This window comes from Lentzea sp. NPDC092896 (assembly GCF_044754905.1).
In the GTDB taxonomy this organism is placed as follows: Bacteria; Actinomycetota; Actinomycetes; order Mycobacteriales; family Pseudonocardiaceae; genus Lentzea.
In genome coordinates, this window is the sequence record NZ_JBIVPX010000002.1 from 655,709 (window position 1) to 671,834 (window position 16,126).

Genomic DNA, 16,126 nt, shown 5'->3' on the forward strand with positions numbered 1-16,126 from the left:
CCATGGGCCTGATCGACGTCCACACGCACTACGTTCCGCAGGGCTGGCCGGAACTCCCCGGCGCCGGAGCACCCTGGCTGCGGCTGGAATCGGCGTCCGACGCCATGATCATGATGGGCACCCGCGAGTTCCGGCGGGTCCAGTCGAACTGCTGGGACGCCGAACTGCGACTGGCCGACATGGACGCGGACGGCGTGGACACCCAGGTCGTCTCGCCCACGCCGGCGTTCTTCTCCTACGGCGCACCGGCACCGCGGGCCGCCGGGATCGCCCGGATCTTCAACGACCTCGCGCTGGACATCTGCGCACCGGCGCCCGATCGGCTGATCCCGTTCTGCCAGGTGCCGTTGCAGGACCCGGACGAGGCCTGCCGGGAGCTGGAACGCTGTCTGGCGAACGGACATCGCGGCGTCGAGATCGGCAACCACGTCGGCGACGACGATCTCGACAGCGAGGGCGTGGTGACGTTCCTGCAGCACGCGGCGTCGCTCGGCGCGCCGGTGTTCGTGCACCCGTGGGACATGGCCAGCACGCCGCGCAACGACCGGTGGATGGCCCAGTGGCTGACCGGCATGCCCGCCGAGACGCACCTGTCCGTGCTCGCGCTGATCCTCGGCGGCGTGTTCGACCGCATCGACTCGCGGCTGCGCATCTGCTTCGCGCACGGCGGCGGCTCGTTCGCGTTCTGGCTCGGCCGCACCGAGAACGCCTGGCACCAGCGCCACGACGTGATCGGCACCTCGCAGTACCCGCCGTCGCACTACCTGGACCGGTTCTACGTCGACTCGGTGGTGTTCGACGAACGCGCGCTGCGGCTGCTCGTGGACACGGTCGGTGTGGAACGGGTGGTGGTCGGCAGCGACTACCCGTACCCGCTGGGAGAGCGCCCGGCCGGCGGGGTCGTGGCGAAGAGCGGGTTCCTGACCGACGAGCAGCGCGCGTTGATCGAACGTGGCAACGCCGAACGGTTCCTCGGCTAGCTTCTGTCCATTTCGGACGCGATCTCGGTCAGACAGTCGATGAACGCCTCGGCGGACGGGCTCAGCGTGCGGGACGGCAGGGTGAGCCCGACGCTGTGCCCGACCTGGTCGAGCTTGACCGGCAACCGGGAGAGCCGGGCGTCGTCGACCGTGATCAGGCTGGGCAAAGCGGCGATGAAGTCGTTCTCCAGCAACAGTTCCCGCACGATCAGGAACGACGTCGTCTCCACTCGGTTGACCGGCAGCGCGATCTCGTGGCGCGCGAAGAACTGCTCCAGCTCCCGCCGCAGCACCGTCTCCGCGCCCGGCATGATCCACGGGTACTCGCCCAGCTCGGCGGGCCCGACCTCGCGGCCCGCCAGCGGATGCGTCGCCCGGACGACCAGGTGCACGGCCTCGTCGTAGAGCTTGCGCCGTTCGAGCTGCTCGTCCGACGGGGCCGTCAGCCGTCCCACGATCATGTCCACGCGCCCGGCCGCCAGCTCGACGAGCAGCGGCTCGGGCGCGGCCTCGCGCACGACGACGGTCAGGTTCGGCCGCCGCCGCTTCATCGCGGTGATCGCGCGCGGCAGCAACACGTTCGTGCCGGCGAGGTGCGTGCCGACGACCACCGTGCCTCGTTCGGCCTGCGCCAGTTCGACCAGGTGCCGGCCCGCCTCGTTGAGCTGCGCGAGCACGGCCCTGGCGTGGTCGCCGAACGCCGACCCGTACACCGTCGGCGTGATGCCGCGCGGGCCGCGGTCGAACAGCGTGACGCCGAGGATCTCCTCCAGCTCGTGCAACCCGCGCGTGACGACCGGCTGGGTGACGTGCAGTGCCGCCGCCGCGCCCACGACCGTGCCCTGCCTGAGCAACGCGTCCAGCAGCACGAGGTGGCGCAGCTTCAGCCTGCCGTCGAGCAGCTTCGGCGTTTTCATGATCCGACCCTACGCCTCTGACCTCGCGATTCAAGAAAATCCGCAAGGAGTCCGCAGCACCGGCTCTCCATCGTGATGACACGGCATTTCGCCGTGCGACGAGGAGGGGACATGTTCAAGAAGATCACTGCGGCTCTCGCCGTGGCGGGGGCTGTTCTGGTGGGCCTGGCGGCACCGGCGTCGGCGGGAATCGAGGCGAACCCGGACTGCCAGAACGACAACGGCTTCCAGACCGTCGTCGGCACCGGGCCGATCAAGTCCATCTCGACCGGCGACCGCATCGGCACGATCTACCTCTGCCGGCAGGGAAGCCTGTACTTCGCGTTCGCCCTGTACGAGCAGACCTTCGTCACGAACCAGACGGCGCAGGTCTGGCTCCAGCGCTACGACAACGGGAACTGGGTCGGCGAGGTCAACTGCGACACCGAGCCCGGCGGCAACCAGCACATCAAGGCGGGTGAGCGTCGCTGCTGGACCCCGAACCTGAACGGTGACGCCGCCAGGTACACGTTCCGCGCGCTGTCCGAGAAGTACATCGGCAACAACCTGATCGCCAAGGGCGCGACGGCAACCCGGCGCTGATTCGAGCAATACTGCCCATTCGATTTTCATTGCTCAGGCACGGCTAAACGATTTTGGAGCGCTCTTGGTGCTTTCTTGGAGTGCGCGGGCAGACTCCTCGATGTCAGTTGCACATCGGAGGGAGGAGCACTCATGGAGAAGACCAAGGCCAAGATGAAGCGAATCACCATTCGCAAGGTGGGTCCGGTTCGCCTCACGGCGGCCGCCTGCTCGCAGTACAACGTCAAGCCGGTCTAAGGCGCGACGCGGATGCGCTGGGTCCCGAGCCCAGCGCATCCGGCCTGACGCCGGGGAGGAACGTCGTGAGCGAGATCGATCTGGACCGGTCGGTGCCATTGCACCCGCTGGTGTTCCTGGAGGACGGCGACGAGGTGACGATCGGTCGCCCCGACGTCGATTCGTACGGCATTTTCCCCGGTGAGGGCGCCGCGCTCGTGCGCAGGCTGGTCGACGGCGACACCCCGCGCGAGGCCGCTGAATGGTTCGAGCGCGAATACGGGGAAGAAGTCGACATCGAGGACGTCGTCGCGGGCCTGGACGAACTCGACCTCATTCGCAAATCCGGGGAAATCGCCACCGAGACGGCGCCGGTGCGTTTCAGCGGTCTGGGTGCCGCGTTGTTCTCGCCGCTGGCCTGGTTCGGGTACGCGGGTGTGGCCGTCTGGGGATTGTTCGCGATGGTGTTCAACGCGGACCTGCGGCCGACTTATCACAACATCTTCTTCTCCGACTACTACATGGTCATCCAGGTCGGGCTGTTCCTCGCCGCGATTCCGCTTCTTTTCCTGCACGAGTCCTTTCACGCGCTGGCCGGACGCCGGCTCGGCGTCCGTTCGAGGCTGCGAATCGGGCGACGGCTCTACTTCATCGTGCTGGAGACCTCGCTCGACGGGCTCGTGGCGGTACCGCGCCGCCAGCGCTACCTGCCGATCGTCGCGGGACTGCTGGCCGACGTGCTCGGGATCGCCGCGTGCACCATCGCCGCCGACCTGACGCGGCACGCCGACGGCACGCTGTCAGGGCCAGGGCGGTTCCTGCTGGCCGTCGCGTTCGCCGCGCTGCTCCGGGTCATCTGGCAGTTCTTCCTCTACCTGCGCACCGACATCTACGTGCTCGTGAGCACGGTGCTCGGCTGCGTCGACCTGCACGGGGCCGCGCTCCTGATGGTCCGCAACAGGGTCCGGCGGCCGTTCGGCAAACCGGAGACGGACGAGTCGGCGCTGCACCCGGTCGACCGCAAGGTGGCGCGCTGGTACTCGTGGCTCGTCGTCGTCGGCTACACGGCCAGCCTCACGACGTTCGTGCTCGCCGGCGCTCCCGTGCTCTACCGGTTCGTCACCGGCGTCATCGGGCGGCTCACGGGGGACGGGGTGCCCACAGCCCAGTTGCTCGACTCGATCGTCTTCGGCGGCGTGGCGATCGCGCAGTGCGCAGTGCTCGGCTGGCTCATGGTCCGGGAACGCGTGCGGGCACGCCGGGACCGTCGTCTGCACCACGTCATTCACTGAAAGGACGCACCATGGACAGCCGCTACTGGATCCGCGCCGACCGGCGGCGCGACCGGGCACACGCCCTCGCCGCACTGGAACTGCCGCCGATCTGGGCGGTCCTCGACGCCCACCGGCGGCTGCGCGGACCGTACACGGCGGCAGGGTCGTTGCTGCGCCAGATCGCCGACGACCTGCTGGAACGGTGCCCTGAGCTGGGGGTGCGGCACAACATCGAGCTCCTCACGACCACGCCGGAACTCGCCGGCAAGGTGCCGAGCGCCTGGCACACCCTCGAATGGGCCGTGCAGGACAGCGAACGCACCCGCTACTACTCGCGGCTGCACACCCGCAACATCGCGAACGGCCTGGCCGAACTGCTGCGCGACTACCTCACCGCCCTGGGCGGCGGTCCGCGCACCCTCGTGATCGAGAACGCGCACGAGGCGGACGCGTCCGACCAGGAGTTCATCGCGGTCCTGTTGCGCCGCAGCGACATCCCGGACCTCACCGTGGTCGTCGGCACCAGCCGCGCGCCGCTGACCGACCCGCTCGGCGAGATCGACGTGTCGCTGGCGCAGACGATCGCCGCACACGCTCAGGTCGTCGACGCCGAGCCGGTCGCGGAGAAGGCTCTCGAAGGTGACCTGGCACAGGCCTATGTGGACAGTGACGGCACCGCTGACGACCCGCGCGTGCTCGCCGCCTACCTGGAACTGCCTGCCGAAGCCCGTGCCGCGCTGCATGACGCCCGTGCCGAGAAGCTCGTGGCGTCCGAGGAGTTCTCGTTGCACCTCGGCGCGATCCCGTACCACCTGGAGCACGGCGGCGATCCGGCCGGAGCGGGCGCGAAGGCGTTGCGCGTCGCGTTGGACCACTGTCACAAGGTCGGGCTCTACCAGGCCGCGGCGGACCACGGCCTGCGCGGGCGGGCGGCAGCGGATCGGGAGGCCGACCCCGACCTCTGGTGGCACCTCACGTTCCAGACGGGCATCGTGCTGGCGGCCGTCGGGCGGGCCGCCGAGGCCGAGACGCTCTACGTCGAGGGACGCGCCGCCTCCACGGACGCGGCCATCCACCTCGAACTGGCCTACTCCACGGCCATGCTGCACGCGCGGCACTACTCGGAGGCCGAGCGCGACTACGTTCGCGCACGGGCGTGGATGAACCTGGCGATCGCGATCGCGTCCCAGCTCACCGACCCGAAGAAGGAAGCCTTCCAGTCGGTCTTCACCCGCAACGGACTGGCGCTGGTCGAGGTGCGCGAGCAGAAGCCCGAGGTGGCGCTCGCCCTGGTCAACGACGGAATGGCGAGGCTCGACCGCGACCTGGAGCCGGACGAGCACGTGCTGCACCGCCTGGTGCTGCGCTACAACCGGGCGCAGGTCTACGGCGCGATGGGCCGCCTGGACGACGCGCTCGCCGACTACAGCTACGTCCTCGAACGGGATCCGAACTTCCCCGAGCACCACTTCAACGTCGGCAACGTGCTGCGCAGGCTCGGCCGCGACGAGGAGGCGATCGAGGCCTACCGCGAGGCACTGCGCCTCTCGCCGCCGTTCCCCGAGGCGTACTACAACATCGGCGACGCACGGCTCGCGCTCGGCGATGTCGAGGGCGCCATGACCGACTTCGGTTACGTCATCGAGCTGGACCCGCGGCACGTCGACGCCAGGATCAACCGCGCCGGGTACCTGCTCGAGGCCGGCGACGTCGAAGGGGCGTGGCGGGATGTCGCCGCCGCTCTCGAACTGGCGCCGAACAACGCACTCCTGTTGTGCCTCAAGGGCCAGCTGCTGGTCGAGCGGGACGAGTACACGGCGGCGTCCGAGGCGTTGGCGGAAGCGGTGCGGCGCAACGACCGGCTCGCGGAGGCGTGGGCGATCCGCGGCACGATCGCCGTGGCGTCCGGTGAACTCACCGACGCGATCAGCTACCTGAGCCGCGCCATCACGCTCGACGACAACCCGGAGGCCCGCTACAACCGCGCTGTCGCCTACGAGGAGTCCGGCGAACTGGACGCGGCGATCCTGGACTACGACGCGGTGCTCGCGGTGACCGACGACGAGGACGCCCGGCAGCGCAGGGAACTGTGCGCCGCGGCGTCGGCCAGGTAGGAGAACGCCGTGACAGCAACGGAGAACGTGGCCACCGCAGTACCGGCGGCCACGTTCACCGACGCCATGAGCCGGCTGGTCTCCGGACTCGCCGTGGTCACCACGCGCCAGGTGACCGGCCGTCCGTGCGGGCTGCTCGTGTCCTCGATCTGTTCGTACAGCGTGGATCCACCGTCCGTGCTGGTGGTGGTCGACCACGCATCTCGTTGCTGTGAGCCGTTGACGCGCTGTGCGGAGTTCGGTGTGCACGTGCTCGGCAGCGCCCAGGAGCGCACCGCGCGGACGTTCGCGAGTCGTGGTGCGGACAAGTTCGCGGACATCGCCTGGGAGTGGGACGGAGCCGTGCCCCGGCTGTGTGCGGCGCCGATCTACCTGCGCTGCACCGTGACCGCCGTGTTCGATCACGGTGACCACACCGTCCTGATCGGCGAGGTCACCCGCACCGAGGTGAGGGAGGCCGAGCCGCTCGTCTTCTACCGCCGCCTGTTCGACTGGCGGCTAAGGGGAAACGGTGTGCGCCAGCTGTAGTCCGGTGAGCACCCGTTCGTGCCGGTGTCCCCGGTCGAACGGGTCCTCCCCGTTGAGGATGAGCTGGTGCATGGCGCGTAGCCGGGGCCCTGGCTCGATTCCTGCCTGGTTCGACAGCAGCCGGTACGCCCTGGCGTAGGCCGTCAACGCGTCGGCGCGGCGTTCGGCCTGGCACAGTGCGAGCATCAGCTGCTCGTGGAATCGCTCCCACAGCGGGTATGTCCGGCACAGCTCTTCGAGGTCGAACACCGCCAGATGCCCGTCGCCGTTGCAGAGCATGACGTCGAACCTGTTGCGCAGCACCTCCAGGTACTCCCGTTCCAGCCGCGAGATGTCGTGGTCGAACATCCCGGTTTCGCGCAGGTCCGCCAGCGGGGCACCCCGCCACAGGCCCACCGCCACCGCGAACGTTTCCCGTGCCCGCGCGCAGTCGCCGGCCGCCATCGCCGCCTGGCCCTGTTTCGCCAGCTCCCGGAACCTGGTCAGGTCGAGCTGATGCGGTTCCAGGCAAAGGACGTAACCGGACGGTCGGGTGTTCAGGATGGGATGCGACGTTCGCGAACTCACCCAGCTCGGCATGAGCACTCGGCGTACCGCCGTCACGTACCCGTGCAGCGCGGCGACGGCCGACCTGGGCGCACCCCGCGACCACAGTTGGTCCACGATGCGGCTGGTCGGCACGAACTCGTTGGCGTGCAAGGCGAGCAGCGCGAGCAATGCCCGTTGCTTCGGTGCCGACGGCGTGCAACGGCGGTTGCCTCGCGACACTTCGAACGTGCCCAGGACCCGGAACTGCGGCGGTTCGTCTCCCGGTGCCACGTGAACGCCACCTCCCGGTATGTCCGACTCCGAGAGTGTTCACCAGCCGACGGTCTTTGAGGTAGTGGTGGCACCGAAACTGCCGGTTCGACCTATGTCGTGGTGGACCAGGTGACGGGTAGCGAGTCGACAGCGCGGGGGATCCCCTTCCTGGCAAAGGAGATCCAGGACTGCCGCAACCGCCGTCCCAGCCGATCCACGTCCTCCCAAGGCATGTCACCGAGCAGGGGCGAGCCGGCCCACGCCCGTGCGCACCCCAGCAGGAGCGGCAACTCGACGCAGTGCGTCGCCCCGTAGGCGGAACCGGCTGGGCGCCAAGCGTTGTAATACGTGAACACCTTCGCTCCACGCGATTTGAGACGGCGCGTGAAGTCGTGGCCCGCGAACAGACCTTCCTCGCGTGCTCCGCCGAATGCCGTCATCTCGTCGGCGTTCCACCCGTGCACGATCTCGACATCGGTCAAGTCCGATTGTGTCCACGGTGTTTTGACCGGCCGGAACGGCATGGCCACACCGGTGTGGCGCCGTACTACGGCGGCCTGGGCCGCCAGGATCTCGGCGGGGGAGCAGGAGAACAGGTCACCTCCCAGCAGGTCGGAGAACGCCGTGCCGGTCGCGGAAGCCTCGGCGCGGGTGAGCGGCGCGACGCCGTGCGGTGCGCTCTGCAGGACGGCACGCCGGAAGAGTAGTTCGGGGTGGTCCAGCAGCAGCTGGACGGACATCGCGCCCGCGGACTGCCCGAACACCGTGATGGCGTCCGGATCACCGCCGAACCGGGCGATGTTGTCGCGGACCCACCTCAGGGCCTCCACCTGGTCGAGCAGGCCGAGGTTGCCGTCGCTCACGCCGTCCGCGACGAGAAAACCCAGTGCGCCCAAACGATAGTTGACGCTGACCACCACGACGTCGCCCTCTTCGGACAGGGCTGACCCGTCGTACCAGTCCAGCAGGCCCGCCCCGCTGCTGAAACCGCCACCGTGCAGCCACACCAGCACCGGCCGTCCGCCGTCGTCCGGCGCCGGGGTCGTGATCGAGAGGTTCAGGCAGTCCTCGCCCTGCGGCGGGGTGTCGAGCGGCGGGCCCATGACGGCGTCCAGGCGTGAGCGCGGCTGGGGGCAGATCTGGCCGCTCGACTCCGCGGACGGCGCCCTGGAGGGTGCGCCGAAACGAGAGGCGGTGGCGTAGCGGATCGGGCCGATGCGGACTGTCACCCGTCCACGGTCAGGCCAGTCGCCATGCATCGCAAATGCGGATTCAGGCTGCCGGTATAGCCGTGCGGGCATGGCTGGTGAGCCGATCGGCATTTGTGCGGCACTGCGGCCCAGGTCACGCTTCCGTCCAACACCGTCAACCGACCTGGGCAGGCCAACATGGGTGAACGAGCCGCCACGTCGCAACGGAAGGTCGCGCTCGCGACACTCACCGGCGCGACCCTGGAGTGGTACGACTTCTTCTTGTACGGCACGGCTTCCGCGTTGATCTTCAACAAGCAGTTCTTCCCGTCGCTCTCACCCGCCGCGGGCACGCTCGCCGCGTTCAGCACGTTCGCCGTCGGGTTCATCGCCCGGCCACTGGGCGGGCTGGTCTTCGGCCACTACGGCGACCGCATCGGCCGCAAGATGACACTCGTGGTGTCCCTGGTGCTGATGGGCATCGGCTCGACCCTGATCGGCGTGCTACCGGGCTTCGCCACCATCGGCGTGTGGGCACCGATCCTGCTGGTCGCGCTGCGCGTGGTGCAGGGCATCGGCCTGGGCGGCGAGAACGCCGGCGCGAACCTGATGGCCCTCGAACACGCGCCGTCCGACCAGCGCAACCGCTACGCGGGCTTCCCGCAGATGGGCACGCCGGCCGGCCTGGTGCTGGCCAACACCGTCTTCCTGGTCACCAGCACCGTGCTGCCCGCCGCCGCCTTCACGTCGTGGGGCTGGCGAATCCCGTTCCTGCTCAGTGCCGCGCTCGTGGTCGTCGGCCTGGTCATCCGCATGCGCGTGACCGAGACACCATCGTTCGCGAAGGCCGTGCAGCGCAACGAGATCGTGCGCTTCCCGCTGAAGGAGGCCCTGTCCGTCGGCGCCGTTCGGCTGGTGCTGACCCTGGTGCTCAGCATCGCGAACTCCGCGGTGGCGTACCTGTTCCTGGTGTTCAGTCTTTCCTACGGCACCGCGCAGCTGGGCCTGAACCGGCAGTTCCTGCTCATCACCGTGACGGTGTCGGCGGTGCTCTGGCTCGGCACCATTCCACTGTGGACGTCCATAGCGGACCGACGAGGCCGGCGCGGCATGTTCGTGTGGGGCTCGGTGGCGCTGCTGGTGTGGGCGGCCGCGTTCTTCCCGTTGCTCAACACGAAGAGCCCGGCCGTGATCGTCGTCGCCCTGCTCGGCATGGGCCTGATCATCCCCGTCACCCACTGCGTGCAGGGAGCGATCGTCGCCGACACGTTCCCCGCCAACGTGCGCTACTCCGGTTCGTCGCTCCTGCTGCAGTTCGCGGCCCTGCTCGGCGGTGGTCTCGCGCCGCTGATCTCGACCGCGATCCTGAACGGGACCGGCGCCACGACCGGCGTCAGCGCTTACATCACCGCGGTGTGCGCCCTGAGCCTGCTCGCCGCGGTGCTCGCGTTCCGCACGGCGCCGGTCCCCACGAGGATCGACGCTCCTGTGTCCGCCCGGCTGTGACGCGGTCTGCGATCATGCTCCGCCATGGACCGCTACGAACAGTTCCGGCACGCGGCGATCGACCGGGGTCTGCCGGAGGACGAGGCCGCCGAGTTCGCCGCTCACCTCCGCTTCGAGATCCGGCTGGGCGCCGGCCCCGACGAGAAGGTCGTCGCGCAGTCAGGAGGACTTCCGCGGTTACCGGTCGGCGTGGAGTGGCCGGCTTCCGGCAACGGCTCCCCGCTGCCGTTCATCGCCTCGATCGACTGCGGGCTCCTCCCGCGGGCGGAGGGGCTGCCCCTGCCGGTGGACGGATCGCTGCTCCTGTTCCTGCACCACGAGGAGGACGTGGAAGCGGAAGCCCACACGAGTGAACCTGACCACGCACGCGCCCTGTACGTCCCGGCCGGTGCGGACACGGCGGTCGCGTCCCCGCCGCCCGACCACGCGACCAGGGCGTTGTTCTACGAGGACGACACTCCGTTCCTCCTGCCGGAGGGCCAGATGTCCGCCTGGATCCAGCCGGTCCTGCCGGACTGGATCGAGGCCGAGGACCCGGAGTCCGAACCGGAAGCGGTGAAGCAGCTGCTCGACGAGCTGAAGCACGTCGACGAACTGTGTGAACTGGTCGACGAGCTGTGGCCGGAGCCGGACGGGAGCTGCTTCCTGCGCCTCGGCGGCTACTGCGAGGAGATAGGCGGCCAGAACCCGCCGTGGACGCAGATGGCGGACGCCCACCTCAGGAACAGCGCCGCCGCCGGCCTCCGGGGGCCGGAGCGGTTCCGCCTGCTCCACGAGGAGGAGCACCGGCTGATCCGGGAATGGGTGCCGCTCGCCCAGTTCTACACGACGAGCGACCTCTACTACGGGTGCTTCCTGATCAGCTTCGACGACCTCGCGGCCGGGCGCTTCGACCAGATGCGCTCGTTCACGATGTTCACCGAGTAGGCGGCTAGCGCAGAGCGGCCTCGATCGCCTCGGTGATCGAGGCGTCCTCGGGCTCGGTGCGCGGGCGGAACCGGTGGAGCACCTGCCCGTCGCGCGAGACGAGGAACTTCTCGAAGTTCCACTGCACGTCACCGGCGGTGCCGTCGGCGTCGGCGTGCTTCGTGAGCTCCTGGTAGACGGCGTGCTGACCGGGGCCGTTGACCTCGATCTTCTCGTACAGGGGGAACGACACCCCGTAGGTGGCCGAGCAGAACGTGGCGATCTCCTCGGACGTGCCCGGCTCCTGGCCCATGAACTGGTTGCACGGGAAGCCGACCACGGAGAAACCTTCGGTCCCGTACTTCTCCTGCAGCCGCTCCAGACCCGCGTACTGCGGGGTGAGGCCGCACTTCGACGCGACGTTGACGACGAGCGTCACCTTGCCCCGCAACGCGCTCAGGTCGCCGGGCTCACCCGCGAGCGTCTGGACCGGGATGTCGTAGATCTCCATGCCACCAACGTAGTTCATGTCTTCTTGGGCCCGGGAGTGGGCACGATCCGCGCGCTGATCGAGGGCGGGGGAGCGGCGAGCCCAGGTCCGCCCGCGTCGACCCAGTCGATCACGCCCCGCACCGCGTCGTCGTCGAGCACGGACCCGACCCACACCGGCTTGGCCCCGGCTGCGCGCGCGGTGCGGCTGGGCTGCACGACGACCACGTTCGACACCTCGCACGCGTCCAGGCAGTCGGCGACCCGGACGTCCGCGAGCTTCTCGCGCAGCGCCTGGAGCTGGCGGTCGTGGTCGACCTCGGGGTGCTTGCGCTCGGTGCCGCAGCAGCACCCTCGGCAGACCGTGATCCGTGACGTCATGATCACCGTTCTACCCAGTCGACGGTTCGTTGCACAACGATCACGTTCCGCTGGCAGTCCGGGGACATGGCTGCGTCAAAGTCGAAGTCGTGGCTGGTAAAGGAAGTTGGACGGCGCTCCTGCTCGTGATGGTGACGGCTTGCACACCCGCGGGACCGCAGTCGAAGAGCGCGCCGCCGCGGGTGACCGAGGACGGCGGCATCCCGAAGAACGAGAGCATCTCGCTGGACGACGACAGGCACGCCGCCATCGCGAACCTCGACCCCGCGCTGCTCACCGCGATGCGCAAGGCGGCGGTGGACGCGAAGGCGGCCGGGGTCGAGCTGCGGGTGACGTCCGGCTGGCGCAGCGCCGAGTACCAGCAGCGGCTGCTGGACGAGGCCGTCGAGCTCTACCGCAGCGAGGAGGAGGCCCGGCGGTGGGTGCTCCCGCCGGAGAAGTCGGCGCACGTCACGGGCAAGGCGATCGACATCGGGCCGACGAACGCCGACGACTGGCTCATCCAGCACGGCGCGGACTACGGGCTGTGCCAGGCCTACGCCAACGAGATGTGGCACTTCGAGCTGCTGACCACTCCGGGCGGTCAGTGCCCGCAGCCGCAGTCCACCTAACGGCCGTGGATCACGGCCAGGGCGTGCTCCCGCGCTGGTGCGCTCAAAGTGGTGTTGAGCTGCTCGAACAACGCTTCCGCGGTCACGCCGTTCCATCCCGGAGGCAGCAGTGACAGGGGAAGGCCGGGGTCGCTGTAGGGCAGCCGCCGCCACGCGGTCAGCATCGGCACGTACGTCTGGAAGGCCTGCTCCGGTGACAGCACTCCGGCGTCGAGGACGGGGCGGTGGCGGCGCAGGAAGTCCGCGTACAGGTCGGTCAGCTCATCGAGGTCCCACCAGGCGCGGACCTTCGAGCGCAGGTCGCCGAACGCGAAGTGCCGGCCGCTGAAGATGTCCACGTACTCGGACAGGCCTCGGCGCTCGAGGGTGCGGCGGGTCTCGGTGGCGAGGTTGCCGGGCGCGATCCACACGCCGGGTGCCGTGGTGCCGAAGCCGAGCTGGGTCAGGCTGGTGCGCAGGGCGTGGCGCTTCTCGCGTTCGGACTCGGGCACGGAGAACACGACCACGAGCCAGCCGTCCTCCGCGGTGGCGCGGCGGCGTTCGAAGATCCGGGTGTCGCCCTCGGCCAGTGTCTCCAGGGTGGTTTCGGCCAGGGCGTAGCCGGCGCCGGCGCGGCGTTCGGCGCGCACCACGCCGCGGCGCTTCAGGCGGGAGATCGACGAGCGCGCGGCCTGGCCCTCGACGCCCAGGTCTGCCATGAGCTGCACGACGGACGCCACGGACAGCCAGTTGTGCTCGCCGCGCGCGTAGAGGCCGAAGATCGTGATGATGAGCGGGCCGAGCCGGTCGCGGCCGGCGGGAGCCGCGGCTTCCACGGTCATGTCCGCGACGTTCAGTGCCCTCTCCCTCACCTTGATCAGCCGAGCTTAACTCGTGCCGAGATCGGTCAGCGTGACGGTGTTGCGCAGTTCGCCGAGGCCGCTGACCCGCGTCACGACGACGTCGCCGTCGCGCAGGAAGAGCTGCGGCTCGCGGGCGTTGCCGACACCGCTGGGCGTGCCGGTCAGGATCACGTCGCCGGCGCGCAGGGTCATGCCGTGGCTGAGCTCGGCGATGATCTGCGCGAACGAGAACGCCATCTGCGCGCTGGTCGCGTCCTGCAGCAGCACGCCGTTGACCTCGCACTGCACCCGCATCGCGGTGAGATCATCGACGGAGTCGATCGTGGTCAGCCACGGGCCGAGCGGCATGGTGGCGTCGAGGCTCTTGCCCTTGAGCCACTGTCCGCCGTGCGCGCGTTGCAGGTCGCGCTGCGAGACGTCGTTGGCGACGAGGAAGCCGAACACGTGGTCCAGCGCCTTCTCCTCCGGGATCGACCGGCCGTCGCGCCCGATGACCATGGCGATCTCGGCCTCGTAGTCCCACTTCTGGGACAACGACGGGTCGTAGGCGATGCCGTCGGACGGCCCGATGACGGTGTCCGGGCCCTTGGTGAAGAAGGTGGGGCGCAGCGGCCGTTCCACCGGATCCTGGCCCTCGCGCCTGCCCGCGGACTCCTCGAAGTGGTCCCAGTAGTTCCAGCCCGTGCACAGGATGTCGCGGTTGAAGCGGTGCAACGGCGACTCCAGCCGGACCGACGCCAACGGCAGCACCTCGGCGGTCTCGATCGGCGCGCCCCGCACGACGTCGTCGACCGTGCACGACAGCAGCGCGATCGACTCACCGTCCACGACACCGCCACGGCGCACGCCGTCGACGGTCACTGAAGCCAGCTTCACCCGTGAACCCTCCCCGAATATGGCGTTCATGTTTCGTAGATCATGAAAACGCTATCGATTCAGCTGGGCCTGACCAGCCGCTCCTCCGGGATCACGGCGACGCCGAGGATCTCGATGAGGGCCTCCGGCTGCCACAACGCCGTGCAGCCGATGCCGGCCATGGCCGGGTAGATGGCTCCGGCGAGCTCGCGCCACACCTTGCCGATCTCCCGGCCGTGGGCCTGGTAGTCGGGGATGTCGGTGAGGTAGATCGTGATGCTGACCAGGTCTTCCGGCTCGCCGCCTGCCTCGCGCAACGTCGTCAGCACGTTGCCGAACGCCTGGCGGAACTGCTCGACGATGCCGCCGGGAACGATCTTCATGTCGGCGTCCAGGGCGGTCTGCCCGCCCAGGTGGAGGGTGTTTCCGGCGAGCGTTCCGTGGGAGTACCCGCTTGGGGCGGGCAGGCTGGCCGGGTTCACTGCTACAGGCCTCATGCGTATTGACAATATCTGACGGCGGTGAAGAATGCGATATATGGAGCCCGACCTCAGCAAGTACCGGCTCGAAGGCGACAACTCGATGTACCGGCTGCCAAGCGGACTGGTCGCGCCGGTCGTGACGCGCGGCGGTGCCGAGAACCCGGACACCGCGAACTCCGGTGGCGCGATCCGGATCTCGGGCGTGAGCATCCAGCACACCCCGGCCACACGGCTGTGGTTCGGCAAGGTCACCAACGAGCCCGGCTACCGCTCGGTCTCCCACCACCACGGCGAGGCCGAGACCGGCGGGTACGTGCTGTCGGGCCGGGCGCGGATCTACTTCGGCGAGAAGTTCGAGGACTACCTCGACTTGGAGGAGGGCGACTGGGTGTTCGTCCCGCCGTTCATGCCGCACATCGAGTGCAACCTCGACCGCAACAACCCGCTCACGTGGATGACCACGCGGACGCCGGAGAACATCGTCGTGAACCTCGACGACGTCCCGGACGACGAGCTGCGCGACTGGCTGACCCGATGACCGCCGGGACGACTTCCGCGATCTTCACCGAGGCCATCACGCTGGAGAAGGCCGAGCCGGAGCACTTCGACCTCGCCTTCACCGCGGTCACCCAGCCCTGCCCGTGGCCCAAGGCCTACGGCGGGGACCTGGTCGCCGCCGCCGCGGCCGCCGCCATGCGTTCGGTCACCGACGGCAAGACGCTGCACTCGATGCACAGCTACTTCCTGCGCCCGGCCGACATCGGCGCGCAGGTCCGCTACGAGGTCGAACTGCTGCGCGACGGCCGCGGGTACAGCACCCGGCAGGTCCGCGGCTACCAGAACGGCAAGCCCCTCTACGTCTGCCTGGCCAACTTCGCCGCGGGCGAGCCGAGCGGCAGTTTCCAGGCCGGGTTCACCGACGACCTGCCCGGTCCCGAGGAGTTGCCGAGCTCGGCGGACTTCCTCGCCGAACGCTCCGGCGGCTCGATGACCGAGGAGTCGAAGGCGTACTGGGCGGGGGGCCGCAGCTTCGACATGCGGCACGTGCCCGGCCCCGTCTACCTCGCGGTCGAGGGCGAGAAGGTGCCGCACCAGGCCGTGTGGATCAAGCCGTTCGACCCGCTGCGCCCGGTCGACGGACTCACCGACGCCCAACGGGACCTGGCCGCGCTGGCCTACGTCTGCGACTACACGATCCTGGAACCCGTCCTGCGCGTGCTCGATCTGCCGTGGGCCCAGCCGGGCCTCGTCACCGCGAGCCTCGACCACGCCATGTGGTTCCACCGCGAGGGCCCGATCGGCGACTGGCTGCTCTACGTGCAGGAAGCCGTCGCCGCCGACGCGGGCAGGGGCCTGGGCTACGGCCGCTTCTTCACCCGCGATCAGCAGCACCTCGCCACCGTTGCCCAGGAGGGCATGATCCGCGCTTCCTGACCCGCCGCCCGCGGAAGG

General features: G+C 69.2%; 18 protein-coding genes. 10 read left to right on the forward strand and 8 right to left on the reverse strand.

Translation table 11 applies throughout. The annotated features are described in order from the left end of the window. Positions 1 to 2 precede the first annotated feature (2 nt). Positions 3 to 980, forward strand: coding sequence for an amidohydrolase family protein (locus ACIQF0_RS14220; RefSeq protein WP_401029168.1), 978 nt, complete (start codon positions 3 to 5; stop codon positions 978 to 980). On the opposite strand, the gene ACIQF0_RS14225 is transcribed toward ACIQF0_RS14220, so the two are convergent. After that, positions 977 to 1,897 carry a LysR substrate-binding domain-containing protein gene (locus tag ACIQF0_RS14225; RefSeq protein ID WP_401029171.1) on the reverse strand — a complete coding sequence of 307 codons (921 nt, stop codon included), beginning with the start codon at positions 1,895 to 1,897 and terminating at the stop codon, positions 977 to 979. The two genes, ACIQF0_RS14220 and ACIQF0_RS14225, sit on opposite strands and share 4 nt — an antisense overlap. Positions 1,898 to 2,008: 111 nt before the next feature. Between ACIQF0_RS14225 and ACIQF0_RS14230 the strand changes: the two genes are divergently transcribed. The 4 genes from ACIQF0_RS14230 (at position 2,009) to ACIQF0_RS14245 (ending at position 6,611) form a co-directional block, all read left to right on the forward strand. Then, entirely contained in the window at positions 2,009 to 2,479 is a 471-nt protein-coding gene (locus ACIQF0_RS14230; protein ID WP_401029174.1) for a hypothetical protein, read from the forward strand. Positions 2,480 to 2,781: 302 nt separating this feature from the next. After that, positions 2,782 to 3,987, forward strand: a complete 1,206-nt coding sequence (locus ACIQF0_RS14235; protein WP_401029176.1) for a hypothetical protein — start codon at positions 2,782 to 2,784, stop codon at positions 3,985 to 3,987. An 11-nt stretch (positions 3,988 to 3,998) separates the two neighbouring features. Further along, positions 3,999 to 6,083 (forward strand): tetratricopeptide repeat protein, encoded by a 2,085-nt coding sequence (locus ACIQF0_RS14240; RefSeq protein ID WP_401029179.1) that lies wholly within the window; start codon positions 3,999 to 4,001, stop codon positions 6,081 to 6,083. 9 nt (positions 6,084 to 6,092) lie between these two features. Further along, on the forward strand, positions 6,093 to 6,611 hold the full coding sequence (locus ACIQF0_RS14245) for a flavin reductase family protein (RefSeq protein ID WP_401029182.1): 519 nt from the start codon (positions 6,093 to 6,095) through the stop codon (positions 6,609 to 6,611). Here ACIQF0_RS14245 and ACIQF0_RS14250 read toward each other — a convergent pair. Together ACIQF0_RS14250 and ACIQF0_RS14255 are read right to left on the reverse strand one after the other, a co-directional pair. Further along, positions 6,582 to 7,430 carry a BTAD domain-containing putative transcriptional regulator gene (locus tag ACIQF0_RS14250; protein WP_401029185.1) on the reverse strand — a complete coding sequence of 283 codons (849 nt, stop codon included), beginning with the start codon at positions 7,428 to 7,430 and terminating at the stop codon, positions 6,582 to 6,584. The genes ACIQF0_RS14245 and ACIQF0_RS14250 overlap by 30 nt on opposite strands. Positions 7,431 to 7,522: 92 nt before the next feature. After that, complete coding sequence (locus ACIQF0_RS14255; RefSeq protein WP_401029187.1) at positions 7,523 to 8,641, reverse strand: carboxylesterase family protein; 1,119 nt, start codon at positions 8,639 to 8,641, stop codon at positions 7,523 to 7,525. Between the two features lie 159 nt (positions 8,642 to 8,800). On the opposite strand from ACIQF0_RS14255, the gene ACIQF0_RS14260 reads away from it, so the two are divergent. Continuing rightward, a complete protein-coding gene (locus tag ACIQF0_RS14260; protein ID WP_401029189.1) occupies positions 8,801 to 10,108 on the forward strand; it encodes an MFS transporter in 1,308 nt (435 codons plus the stop codon). Between the two features lie 24 nt (positions 10,109 to 10,132). Continuing rightward, complete coding sequence (locus ACIQF0_RS14265; protein WP_401029192.1) at positions 10,133 to 11,035, forward strand: DUF1963 domain-containing protein; 903 nt, start codon at positions 10,133 to 10,135, stop codon at positions 11,033 to 11,035. Positions 11,036 to 11,039: 4 nt separating this feature from the next. Here the strand turns inward: ACIQF0_RS14265 and ACIQF0_RS14270 are convergent, their stop codons facing one another. Together ACIQF0_RS14270 and ACIQF0_RS14275 are read right to left on the reverse strand one after the other, a co-directional pair. Further along, positions 11,040 to 11,525 (reverse strand): glutathione peroxidase, encoded by a 486-nt coding sequence (locus tag ACIQF0_RS14270; RefSeq protein WP_401029962.1) that lies wholly within the window; start codon positions 11,523 to 11,525, stop codon positions 11,040 to 11,042. Positions 11,526 to 11,539: 14 nt separating this feature from the next. Continuing rightward, on the reverse strand, positions 11,540 to 11,884 hold the full coding sequence (locus ACIQF0_RS14275; RefSeq protein WP_360038948.1) for a hypothetical protein: 345 nt from the start codon (positions 11,882 to 11,884) through the stop codon (positions 11,540 to 11,542). Positions 11,885 to 11,973: 89 nt separating this feature from the next. On the opposite strand from ACIQF0_RS14275, the gene ACIQF0_RS14280 reads away from it, so the two are divergent. After that, positions 11,974 to 12,495, forward strand: coding sequence for a M15 family metallopeptidase (locus ACIQF0_RS14280; protein WP_401029195.1), 522 nt, complete (start codon positions 11,974 to 11,976; stop codon positions 12,493 to 12,495). On the opposite strand, the gene ACIQF0_RS14285 is transcribed toward ACIQF0_RS14280, so the two are convergent. From ACIQF0_RS14285 to ACIQF0_RS14295, 3 genes are read right to left on the reverse strand one after another with little or no spacing between them, the layout of a single operon-like run. Further along, the gene (locus tag ACIQF0_RS14285) at positions 12,492 to 13,346 is read right to left on the reverse strand and encodes a PaaX family transcriptional regulator C-terminal domain-containing protein (RefSeq protein WP_401029198.1); all 855 of its coding nucleotides are present in this window, start codon (positions 13,344 to 13,346) and stop codon (positions 12,492 to 12,494) included. The two genes, ACIQF0_RS14280 and ACIQF0_RS14285, sit on opposite strands and share 4 nt — an antisense overlap. A 15-nt stretch (positions 13,347 to 13,361) precedes the next feature. Further along, positions 13,362 to 14,213, reverse strand: coding sequence for a fumarylacetoacetate hydrolase family protein (locus ACIQF0_RS14290; RefSeq protein WP_401029201.1), 852 nt, complete (start codon positions 14,211 to 14,213; stop codon positions 13,362 to 13,364). A 59-nt stretch (positions 14,214 to 14,272) separates the two neighbouring features. Beyond that, the gene (locus ACIQF0_RS14295) at positions 14,273 to 14,689 is read right to left on the reverse strand and encodes a RidA family protein (protein WP_401029204.1); all 417 of its coding nucleotides are present in this window, start codon (positions 14,687 to 14,689) and stop codon (positions 14,273 to 14,275) included. 40 nt (positions 14,690 to 14,729) lie between these two features. Here ACIQF0_RS14295 and ACIQF0_RS14300 point away from each other — a divergent pair, with 40 nt between their 5' ends. Continuing rightward, positions 14,730 to 15,212 carry a cupin domain-containing protein gene (locus ACIQF0_RS14300; RefSeq protein ID WP_401029206.1) on the forward strand — a complete coding sequence of 161 codons (483 nt, stop codon included), beginning with the start codon at positions 14,730 to 14,732 and terminating at the stop codon, positions 15,210 to 15,212. Beyond that, entirely contained in the window at positions 15,209 to 16,108 is a 900-nt protein-coding gene (locus tag ACIQF0_RS14305; protein ID WP_401029208.1) for an acyl-CoA thioesterase, read from the forward strand. Before ACIQF0_RS14300 ends, ACIQF0_RS14305 begins: the two co-directional genes overlap by 4 nt. The last annotated feature ends 18 nt before the right edge of the window (positions 16,109 to 16,126 follow it).

Coding starts and splice junctions, on each gene's coding strand:
- ACIQF0_RS14240 (WP_401029179.1), top strand. CDS start 3,999: ATGGACAGCCGCTACTGGATCCGCGCCGACCGGCGGCGCGACCGGGCA.
- ACIQF0_RS14230 (WP_401029174.1), top strand. CDS start 2,009: ATGTTCAAGAAGATCACTGCGGCTCTCGCCGTGGCGGGGGCTGTTCTG.
- ACIQF0_RS14220 (WP_401029168.1), top strand. CDS start 3: ATGGGCCTGATCGACGTCCACACGCACTACGTTCCGCAGGGCTGGCCG.
- ACIQF0_RS14300 (WP_401029206.1), top strand. CDS start 14,730: ATGGAGCCCGACCTCAGCAAGTACCGGCTCGAAGGCGACAACTCGATG.
- ACIQF0_RS14305 (WP_401029208.1), top strand. CDS start 15,209: ATGACCGCCGGGACGACTTCCGCGATCTTCACCGAGGCCATCACGCTG.
- ACIQF0_RS14225 (WP_401029171.1), bottom strand. CDS start 1,897: ATGAAAACGCCGAAGCTGCTCGACGGCAGGCTGAAGCTGCGCCACCTC.
- ACIQF0_RS14270 (WP_401029962.1), bottom strand. CDS start 11,525: ATGGAGATCTACGACATCCCGGTCCAGACGCTCGCGGGTGAGCCCGGC.
- ACIQF0_RS14275 (WP_360038948.1), bottom strand. CDS start 11,884: ATGACGTCACGGATCACGGTCTGCCGAGGGTGCTGCTGCGGCACCGAG.
- ACIQF0_RS14295 (WP_401029204.1), bottom strand. CDS start 14,689: ATGAGGCCTGTAGCAGTGAACCCGGCCAGCCTGCCCGCCCCAAGCGGG.
- ACIQF0_RS14260 (WP_401029189.1), top strand. CDS start 8,801: ATGGGTGAACGAGCCGCCACGTCGCAACGGAAGGTCGCGCTCGCGACA.
- ACIQF0_RS14265 (WP_401029192.1), top strand. CDS start 10,133: ATGGACCGCTACGAACAGTTCCGGCACGCGGCGATCGACCGGGGTCTG.